Consider the following 9191-nt stretch of genomic DNA (forward strand, 5'->3'; position numbering starts at 1 on the left):
CGGCCTCCGGCCTCCTCCCCCGCCCCCCGGGGGGCAGGGGCAGTAGCGTGGCGATAGCCACAAGAAAGCCGCGCCCCGGAGCACCACGGGATACGACCTTCCAGAGCGAACTGGGGGGTTCAACAACGCTTGAAACACGTTGGTATCAACAGAGATTCATTGCACGTATATGCCCAGTTAGCGCCAATGGGGAGACCCCCTCCCCCAGACACGATATCACTTCGAAAGCCGTGTGTGTATTCACGACAGAGGGCTAGAATGATCTTGGGATCCCAAGGCCCCCTCACCGGACCTCCTCAATCACCCCATTCTTTGCGCGGTACCGCCGCACCGTCCCCGCCGCCTGCGCCGCGAGGTCGCCCACATCGAGTTCCTCCTCGATCCGCGCGATCGTCGCCGCGGGCGCTGCTGTCGAGGGGTGGCGGGGGGCGACCGTGCACCCGACACTCCCGGGATGGGGCTCAAACGTCCCGATAGCCCGTGCGCGCTCGACGACCTCCTCCTTATCAAAACCGATGAGCGGCCGGAGCACGGGAACGCTCGCCGCCGGGGCGATCACCGCCATGTTCGCCAGGGTCTGGGACGCCACCTGCCCCAGGTTGTCACCGTTGACGAGCGCGTAGGCGCCCCGCTCTTCGGCAAGGATGCTTGCCACCCTGAGCATGAACCGCTTGCAGAGGATGCACCGGTAACGGGGCTCCTTAAACGCTGTAATCACCTCAAAGAACGGCTCCATGTCCACGACGAGGAGGTCGAGGGGGTGCCCCGGAACCCAGGCAGAGAGCCGGGCATGGCTCTGCAGGACGTTCTTCTCAGAGTCAGCCCCGCCGAACCGCCCGCTGTGCATATGGATGTGCACCATCAGGCAACCCCGGCGCATCATCAGCCACGACGCAACGGGCGAGTCGATGCCATCCGAGAGCAGGGCCATCACTTCACCCTGGGTCCCGTACGGGAGCCCGCCCGGCCCGCTGATCTTCTCATCGTAGGCGAGGCCGCCATACTCCCGGGCCTCCACGAAGATCTCGTAGTCGGGCGCCGTCAGGTCCACCGTGGCCTCAGGGATCCGGTCGAGGACCGCCGAGCCGACCGCAGCCGCGAGTTCCTGACTGTTGAACCCCTCAACACCCGACCGGCGCGCCCTGACCGCAAACGACATCCCGGGTCGGAGGCGGCGCTCTGCGTGCCCGACAGCCGCAGCAGAGATCCCGGGGATATCAGCGGAGGTCATTGTGCAGACGCTGACGCTCACCACTCCAAACGTCCTGGCGGCGATTTCAGCGATACGCTGCGGTTCATCGCCGAAGATCAGGATCCGTCCCCGCGGGGTCTCGATGCGGTGGGAGAGCCCTTCAGCCTCCAGCGCGAGCCTGATGGTTTGGGTCATTATCGATATGAACCGCCGTTTCACCGGCTCGCTCTTGAGGAAGATCTCGCCGTACCTGACCATCACCGCTTCCACGAATCCGCACCTCCCTCTTCGTAGCCCCCCGGCGCGATTGCCACGTCCTCGAACCCAAGGTCCTTCACCGCACCGAGCAGCCGCTCCAGCCTCCGGCGGTACGCCGGGTCGGCCTCGATGATGGCCCGGCGACCGCTACACCGGACCCGTATGGTCCCGGGAACCTCCCGCGCGAGGAGGGCCTCGGCAGCCCCCACGAGCGCGAGACACTCCCGTGTGACCGGCTCACCGGTGGGGATACGGGTCGCAAGGCATGCCGACGGCGGGCGGACGCCCACCCCAAGATCCGCCGCAAGCGCCTCGATATCCGCCTTCCCCATACCGCACTCCGCAAACGGGCTCCTGATACCGAGTTCGCGGAGCGCCCGCATCCCGGGCCGTGTTGCAGGCTGGTCATCAGCGTGGGTCCCGTCGACCACCGTCCGGCACCCCCGCCGCCCTGCCTCAGCGACAATCGCCTCCATCATCGCCCGCTTGCAGACATAGCACCGGTCCGGCCGGTTCTCCCGGACAGCGGGGATATCGAGCATATCAAGCGGTATTGTGACGTGCGGAACGCCCAGACGGTCAGCGAGTTCCCGCGCCGCCGCGAGTTCTCCCGGGGGGGCGAGCCCTGTATCGACGCTGATTGCGATCGCCCGGACTCCGTGCCGCCAGGCGCTGGCCAGCAGGACCGAACTATCCGTTCCCCCGGAGAGTGCGATCGCGATGGGCTCGTAGGATTTCAGGACTGCGTCAAGCCTGCAGACTCTTGCCATCTGCTCAACTTATGCTCATTTGTTCTAGATGAATCTTCGCGGATCGCGGCAATTCCGGTCTTCTGCCCGAAGAGCAAATGATTTTTAAAAGAGGCACTCCGAATGTGTACTGATATGGCGAAGAAAGCGAGAGCCAAACAGGCAGAGCCCATGAAACTCTTCTATATTTTTTACAACCAGGAGCGCTGGGACAACTGGCTAACGACGCTGGAGGGTGCGGACTTTGAGCCCGCCGAGGGCGAAGAGGTCTCCGAAGGGGAGCAGATGCTCTACAGTTTCACCGAGGATATCACCCTCTCCGTCTTAAAGATCATCCGTCTCTACCAGAACGACCGACTCACGAAGGAGGAGGCCACGGCGAAGCTCGACGACGTGGAGCTGATCGTCATGACCGGGCTTCCCGCGGGGGAACTTGAGGATATCATCGGGTCGCTCCAGCTCTCCCTGCTGGTGCTCTTCACCGCCTGCCGGAAGTACCTCGAGGGCGGGTTTGATAAGGATATCAAGACGCTCGTGAAGAAAGGCAGGGCCCTCGACGAGGAGGAACTCGAGGAGGCGCTCGAGGTTGCGGCGAATATCGGGGCCGCCGTGATCGACGGCGCCACCTGCTGCGCGAAGTACATCAAGGACGACATGGAGAACCCCGGCCTCTTCGACGAGTGGCTCATCGAGATCGAGACCATGAGCAACGCCATGAAATCGCTTGCGAAGTTCGACGAGGTGCCCGGAGAGACGTCGTGATCGCGGATAAGGCCCGGTTTCGGGCGGCACGGAAACTGGAGCGGGCGGCGGGATTCCGGCTCCCTGACCACGCCTTCTCAGGCGCGTTTCTCGAATCTGTAGGAAGGGTAATCAACTTTGATAGCCTCGACCGCCGGACGCGCGAGCAGCTCCTGGCTTTTTTCCGGGACTTCATGGACTGCAAATGCAAAAGTGCCCCCTTCTGCGGGTGCCCGGAGCGGAAGTTCACCCTCACCATCATCGAGTTCCGGGAGATGGGACTTGATCACCGGCAGATCAGCGCCCACCTCCTCGACGAATACGGGATCGATCTCTATCCCGCCGATATCCTGAGTTTTCTTGAGGATTCCGTCCACATGCTAGAGGCGATACGGGACGTCGCCGAGCTGCAGGGAAAGGAGAAACTGGCCGAGAACGCCATCGACCACATCAGAAAGATCGAGCACTAAGGTCTCCACAGGACCATTTCACCGTATAGTGGAGATTCTGGTGTGTGGGAGTGGGCAAGCAGTCTCACGCGAAGGGGCGCGTAGCAATTCAACAGACTTCTGCGTGGGGCAGCGGTGCGCCTGAAATGTTCGATGGAATGCTCCACTACCTCGTCAGGGAGGTGCCGGTCACGATCGTTTCTTTCCCCTGTCGATCTCGAAGTACCTGCCGGGGAGCATGTAGCCGATGAAGTAGTTCAGTCGCAGGGTAAGGTTCTCCCGGTAGGAGATGTCAAGACCGTTCATCCGGAACCCGATGACTGCGCCGCCAAGGATGGATTTGCATATTGAGGCCCGGAACCCCCTCCGCCGTCGGAGGCCGGCGCCCAGCCACCGCCACCTCAGGGTATTGGGGACATTCCCGAGCTCCCGGTGATGGTTGACGTAGACGGGCAGGATATACCACCGCAGGTTCTTCTCCGCCAGAAATTCGGCGTAGAGTGCGTCTTCTCCACTGGAGAGGGTATCAAGGGCAGTACATGCCAGTATGTGCTCCCGGTAGGTCACACAGCAACCGAAGGCCCCGTTACCCCCAAGGAGTGAGACCGGTGCGGTTGCCGGCCGGAGATAGTCGTCGTCGTAGAGTGCGCCGATCACCCCTGCATCCGGGTAGCGCCCATCTGCCCAGGCCCGCAGGACTTCTTCCCACTCCGGAAGAAGCTCCACGTCGGAGTCAACAAAGGCGATCAGGTCCGTCCGGGCCTCGCGTGCCCCGAGCCTTCTTGCGGCGCCGAGGCCAGCACCCGACGATATGATCTCGCAGCCGTACTTCCCGGCGATCGCCGCGGTGCGGTCCGTCGAGTGCTTATCGACGACGATGATCCTGTTCGGGCGCCCGTAGTTCCGGATCGAGGAGAGCGCGAGTTCCAGCGTTGAAGCGCTGTTCCAGGTCAAAACAACGTAATCGATGCCCGCCATACCGATTGGAGACCCCCACGCGATCCGGTCTATCGGGCCTCATCGTACATCAGGTTTGCCGTCGCACTGACCCGGAGAGGCACATTCCGTCCCCGAAGATCCGCCGGTAAACGCGTCCCTCCTACGCGGTCCTGCCGGGAGGGCGGCTGTCGGGGTTATCCGGCCACGGGGTTCCTCATCATCGGGGCGACGTTGCACCCCGCCATCTCCCCGAAGCAGAAGACGAACCGTTCCCTGATACTCGCCGGCAGTTTCGCCTCCGGGATGGGCACAAACCCGAGTTTCCCGTAGAACCCGACCAGGGGGAGCGTTGAGTGGATGTAGATCGTCTCGGTGCCGCATTCTTCGAGGAGTCGCTCCACGGCCTCCCTTGCATACCCACCTCCACGGTACTCGTCCAGGGTGAAGACGCAGTCCATCTCGAGGCCGCCCGGGTGCCGGGTACAGCGGGCCGTCGCTGCCAGGGCACCGTCAACAAAGACGCCGAAGATCCTCTCCCGACCCGGGTCCGCCTTCTGGTTGCGGTAGTGCGTCCAGGCCATCTCTGCAAGCGGGAACTCTTCGTCCTTCAATTCGCGGACTTCTTTCTTCATCGTCTTCCTCGCGTATGACCTGACGTTGCCGCGCCTATTATTTCAAGTCGACTACCCCTCCCCTCACCAGGGGGTTCCCATCTAGGAGGTGAGGGGGCTGCCCGAGAGACCGGGTGGAACGTCCCGCCGACCATCAGAGCCCTTCCGGCCACGGGATCCCGAGTTTCAGTGTCAGTTCTTTCAGCTCGTCATGGATACCCCGGTCGATCCGGAGAAGGACCAGGATATAGACCAGCCCACCGAGGGCGACCGCCGCGAGAACGAGGAAGACGTTCGAGAGCGGGATTGCGAACGAAAAGGCCATGACAACGGCTGCCATGATGAGCGCAGCAAGGACGATGTGACCTACGGCCCGGGGCTCCATCCGCACCCGGATGCTCCGGGAGAGAGCACGGTGGGCGAGCGTCGCGTTCAGCACCATGGTGACGAGCGTGGCGAGCGACGCCCCGACGATGCCGTATGCCGGGATGAGGAGGATGTTCAGCACGACATTAGCCGTGACCGCGACCGCTGTTACCCGAAACGAGTCTTTCGGCCGGTCGAGAGCGTTTAAGCACATCGTCTGGAGGTACATGAAAACGTGGGCCACCTGGACGAGCAGGAGTATCGCGAGAGCCTCCGCGCCAGCGGCGGATGACGCCCCGTAGAAGAAGTAGAGGAGGCGTTCGCCGAGGATCCAGCCCCCGGCAAGGACCGGGACCGCGAGAAGGAGCGAGTAGGTGAAGGCACGGGCGAGCGCACCCTCCACCGAAGCGAGATCATGCTGCTTCCCCCAGTAACTGACTTTAGGATAGAGGGTGGTATGGAGCGCCAGGGTTACGAACGTAGCAATCGATGTGAGCTGGAGCGCCACCTGGTAGATACCGACATCAGTATCGGTCATGAAGTAGCCGATCAGGATGGTATCGGCGTACGAGAAGACAAGATAACCGCTCGCGCTGAGGAAGATCCAGAAGGAGAAGGCAAAGAGGCTGGAGATGTGCGACCAGCGGAACGGGGACAGGGCGAGGTCGAGGAACCGGAAGTTGAAGAGCCCTGCAGCAAGGAGCCCGGCAACAAACCCACCGGCAAGCCCCGCGAGACCGTAGCCGAGGATGACCGCGGCGACCTGGATACCAATCCGGACCAGGTTATTGATAAGGCCACCGATCTGGTTGACGCCGACCTTCCCCCTCCCGTAGACCGCATTAGAGGTGATGCTTGTAAAGACGCTGACGACCAGCGCAAGGATCAGCCAGGGAAAGACCCCCGATGAAGTGAGGTCGACGAGGTACGGCTGCACGATGAGGAGGAAGCCCACCGAGACGGCCATCAGCATCACCCTGAGGAGGATGAACGCGGTGAAGTAGGCGTTCTGGTCCTCTCCCTCGCTGATCCGCTTCACAGCAGCGCTTCCAAACCCGCCATCTCCGAGCAGGTTGAATATGCTGAAGTAGGCAACAAAGAGGTAGTACGCCCCCAGTATCGAGAGCCCGACGGTGTGGGCAAAGTACATCGTGGAGAGAAACCCGACCGCGGTGAGCCCAATCGTCGATCCGAGGCTGATGACACTCTGGCGCTGGACAGGGTCGATCCGCATGATACGGGCAAGATATCTGGAGGGACGCAACACGAGCATTGGTTTCGCCGGGAAAGGCCTTATTGATTTTGAACCGAAGTAGGAGAGATAGCCGTGATCCGGCAGGCCTCCCCATCCCGGAACGAGGAGATATCCTTCCGCGATAATGTCATGACAGAGCGATGCTAATGTATACTATTATTATCATCTGGAACTCCCTGGTGAGCGTACGTGGCAATACCATCGGCGGTGAAACTTTGGACGTAGGGGTAATCGGTGTCGGAATGATGGGCAGGAACCATGCCCGTGTGTACTCGGAACTGAAAGCGGTGGACTCGCTCTACCTATATGACCTCAATGGGGAGGCGGCCCGCGACCTTGCCGGCACCTTTGGGGCAACGGTCTCCCCGACCGTTGAGGATCTGCTCAAAAGCGTGGATGCGGTGAGTGTCTGTGTTCCGACGCCCTACCACTTCTCTGTTGCGACCCGGGTCCTCGATGCCGGGGTGCCGCTCCTCATCGAGAAGCCCATCTGCGCGACGGCGGAAGAGACGAGAAGGCTTATCGGGAAGATCCCCGACGGCCTCGTCGTCGGCGTCGGGCACATCGAACGGTTCAACCCGATTGTCCCGGAGATCAAAAAGATCGTCCGCGACCCTCTCTACATCGAGATGAAACGGCATAACCCGGCCTCTTCCCGGGTGAGCGGTTCCTCGGTCGTCGAAGACCTGATGATCCACGATGTGGACATCATGCGAAACGTCCTCCTCCCGGACGGGAACTACCATCTCGCCGGCAGCGGCAACCAGGACGTCTGCAGCGCTCTCTTCTCCTTCGGAGAGACCCCGGTCTACCTCTCGGCAAGCAGGAAGTCCTCTAAGAAGATCAGGATGATCTACATCGAGGAGGAGGAGTTCACCGTTGAGGGGGACTTTATGGCCCAGGAGATCTACATCCACCGAAAACCCGGGAGGTACGCGGTTGAGGATGAGCGGTACGTGCAGGAGAACATCATCGAGAAGGTGCTCGTGAACAAGCAGGAACCGCTGAAACTCGAACTTTCGACGTTCCTTGACTGCGTGGCACAGGGGCGGGCGTTCCCGGTCAGCCCCGCACAGGCGCTGGTGAACATGGAGATCTGCGAGGAAGTCGCACGGTGTTTTGCGGCATAAGCGAGGGTCTTTGCATGAGTAACGGGTTACAATCGATCATCGACGAGAGAGGACCTATCAAGACAATCGGCGTCGTCGGCATGGGCTACGTCGGCATCCCCGCCGCGGTGCTCTTTGCGGACGCGCCTGAGTTTGAGTCGGTCCTCGGGTTCCAGCGGGACTCGGCCTCCTCCGGCTACAAGATTGCGATGCTGAACCGGGGAGAGTCCCCGCTCAAGGGCGAGGAGCCGGGGCTCGAGGAACTGCTCGGAGAGGTCGTCGGCGCCAGGAAGTTCCGGTGCACCTCCGATTTTTCAAAGATCGCAACGTGCGACGCGGTGACACTCGCGATCCAGACGCCGTTTCTCGATCCAAAAGACCTCATCCCCGACTTCTCGGCCCTGATCGAGGGGCTTCGGAACGTCGGGCGCCACATCACCCCAGGAACGCTCGTGGTGCTTGAGTCGACCGTCACCCCGGGCACGACTGCCGGGATGGCCAGGGAGATCCTGGAAGCGGAGTCAGGGCTCGTCGCCGGGGAGGAGTTCTGCCTCGCCCACGCTCCCGAGCGGGTGATGGTCGGGCGGCTGCTCCGGAATATCCGCGAGCACGACCGGATCGTCGGCGGGATCGACGACGTCTCCACCCGGCAGGCGATGGAACTCTACCGGCCGGTGCTCACGACCGGGAAGATCATCCCGATGACCGCGACCGCTGCCGAGGTGACCAAGACCGCCGAGAACGCCTTCCGCGACCTCCAGATCGCGGCCGCGAACCAGCTCGCCCTCCACTGTGAGGCGATGGGGGTCAACGTCTACGACGTCAGGGCCGGGATCGACTCCCTCAAGGGCGAGGGGATCACCCGCGCGATCCTCTGGCCGGGCGCCGGGGTCGGCGGCCACTGCCTCACGAAGGACTCCTGGCACCTGGAGCGGGGCGCGCAGGTCCTCGGGGGCGACCTCTGGTACCCGCACGGTGCTGAGTCGATCTTCGGCGTCGCACGGACGATCAACGAGTTCATGCCCCGGCATATGGTCCACCTGACCACCGAGGGGCTCAGGCGGGCCGGGAAGTCCCCGGAGGGCGCGACGGTCGCGCTCCTTGGGTGGGCATTCATCCAGAACTCGGATGATACCCGGAACACCCCTGCAGAGCCTTACCTTGCGGCGATGGAGAGGGCAGGTGCAGAGGTCAGGGTCCATGACCCCTTCGTGGACGACTACCCGGGGGTGGAGATTGCACACGACCTTGACGCGACTCTCGCAGGGGCGGATGTCGTCACCATCTTCACCGGCCACCATCACTATGCCTCCCTCGACCCCGTCCGGGTAAAGGAACTCTCGGGCCGGGAGCACCCCGTCATCGTCGACGGCAGGAACGTCGTCGACCCGGACGCGTTCATCCGGGCGGGTTTCATCTACAAGGGCATCGGCCGCGGCGACAAAAACAGCCACCCGGTCCGGTGATAACCATGAAGATCGCATCGATCGTCGGCGCGCGGCCCCAGTTCATCAAGTGCGCC

General features: G+C 62.4%; 9 protein-coding genes. 4 read left to right on the forward strand and 5 right to left on the reverse strand.

From position 1 onward, the window contains the following. Positions 1-283 precede the first annotated feature (283 nt). Together thiI and larE are read right to left on the reverse strand one after the other, a co-directional pair. On the reverse strand, positions 284-1462 hold the full coding sequence (thiI, locus tag BP858_RS02960; RefSeq protein ID WP_286878801.1) for a tRNA uracil 4-sulfurtransferase ThiI: 1179 nt from the start codon (positions 1460-1462) through the stop codon (positions 284-286). Further along, a complete protein-coding gene (larE, locus tag BP858_RS02965) occupies positions 1450-2220 on the reverse strand; it encodes an ATP-dependent sacrificial sulfur transferase LarE (RefSeq protein ID WP_286878802.1) in 771 nt (256 codons plus the stop codon). Before larE ends, thiI begins: the two co-directional genes overlap by 13 nt. A 114-nt stretch (positions 2221-2334) precedes the next feature. Between larE and BP858_RS02970 the strand changes: the two genes are divergently transcribed. Together BP858_RS02970 and BP858_RS02975 are read left to right on the forward strand one after the other, a co-directional pair. After that, a complete protein-coding gene (locus BP858_RS02970; protein WP_062262592.1) occupies positions 2335-2961 on the forward strand; it encodes a DUF2150 family protein in 627 nt (208 codons plus the stop codon). After that, positions 2958-3410, forward strand: coding sequence for a DUF5814 domain-containing protein (locus BP858_RS02975; protein ID WP_062262589.1), 453 nt, complete (start codon positions 2958-2960; stop codon positions 3408-3410). Before BP858_RS02970 ends, BP858_RS02975 begins: the two co-directional genes overlap by 4 nt. A gap of 168 nt (positions 3411-3578) precedes the next feature. Here BP858_RS02975 and BP858_RS02980 read toward each other — a convergent pair whose 3' ends face one another. From BP858_RS02980 to BP858_RS02990, 3 genes are all read right to left on the reverse strand, one after another. After that, positions 3579-4367 carry a glycosyltransferase family 2 protein gene (locus BP858_RS02980; protein WP_062262586.1) on the reverse strand — a complete coding sequence of 263 codons (789 nt, stop codon included), beginning with the start codon at positions 4365-4367 and terminating at the stop codon, positions 3579-3581. 155 nt (positions 4368-4522) lie between these two features. Continuing rightward, positions 4523-4960, reverse strand: coding sequence for a GNAT family N-acetyltransferase (locus tag BP858_RS02985; RefSeq protein WP_214166542.1), 438 nt, complete (start codon positions 4958-4960; stop codon positions 4523-4525). Positions 4961-5093: 133 nt separating this feature from the next. Further along, positions 5094-6578 (reverse strand): flippase, encoded by a 1485-nt coding sequence (locus BP858_RS02990; RefSeq protein WP_286878803.1) that lies wholly within the window; start codon positions 6576-6578, stop codon positions 5094-5096. A gap of 197 nt (positions 6579-6775) precedes the next feature. Here BP858_RS02990 and BP858_RS02995 point away from each other — a divergent pair, with 197 nt between their 5' ends. Together BP858_RS02995 and BP858_RS03000 are read left to right on the forward strand one after the other, a co-directional pair. Next, on the forward strand, positions 6776-7690 hold the full coding sequence (locus BP858_RS02995) for a Gfo/Idh/MocA family protein (RefSeq protein ID WP_074175214.1): 915 nt from the start codon (positions 6776-6778) through the stop codon (positions 7688-7690). Between the two features lie 14 nt (positions 7691-7704). Further along, on the forward strand, positions 7705-9135 hold the full coding sequence (locus BP858_RS03000) for a nucleotide sugar dehydrogenase (RefSeq protein ID WP_286878804.1): 1431 nt from the start codon (positions 7705-7707) through the stop codon (positions 9133-9135). Positions 9136-9191 lie beyond the last annotated feature (56 nt).

Source organism: Methanoculleus sp. UBA413, from assembly GCF_002502935.1.
Classification (GTDB): Archaea; Halobacteriota; Methanomicrobia; order Methanomicrobiales; family Methanoculleaceae; genus Methanoculleus; species Methanoculleus bourgensis.

Bases quoted from the DNA above. Each gene is read 5' to 3' on its own strand.
- BP858_RS02970 (WP_062262592.1), top strand. From the start codon at position 2,335: ATGGCGAAGAAAGCGAGAGCCAAACAGGCAGAGCCCATGAAACTCTTC.
- BP858_RS03000 (WP_286878804.1), top strand. From the start codon at position 7,705: ATGAGTAACGGGTTACAATCGATCATCGACGAGAGAGGACCTATCAAG.
- BP858_RS02985 (WP_214166542.1), bottom strand. From the start codon at position 4,960: ATGAAGAAAGAAGTCCGCGAATTGAAGGACGAAGAGTTCCCGCTTGCA.
- BP858_RS02980 (WP_062262586.1), bottom strand. From the start codon at position 4,367: ATGGCGGGCATCGATTACGTTGTTTTGACCTGGAACAGCGCTTCAACG.
- BP858_RS02990 (WP_286878803.1), bottom strand. From the start codon at position 6,578: ATGCTCGTGTTGCGTCCCTCCAGATATCTTGCCCGTATCATGCGGATC.
- larE (WP_286878802.1), bottom strand. From the start codon at position 2,220: ATGGCAAGAGTCTGCAGGCTTGACGCAGTCCTGAAATCCTACGAGCCC.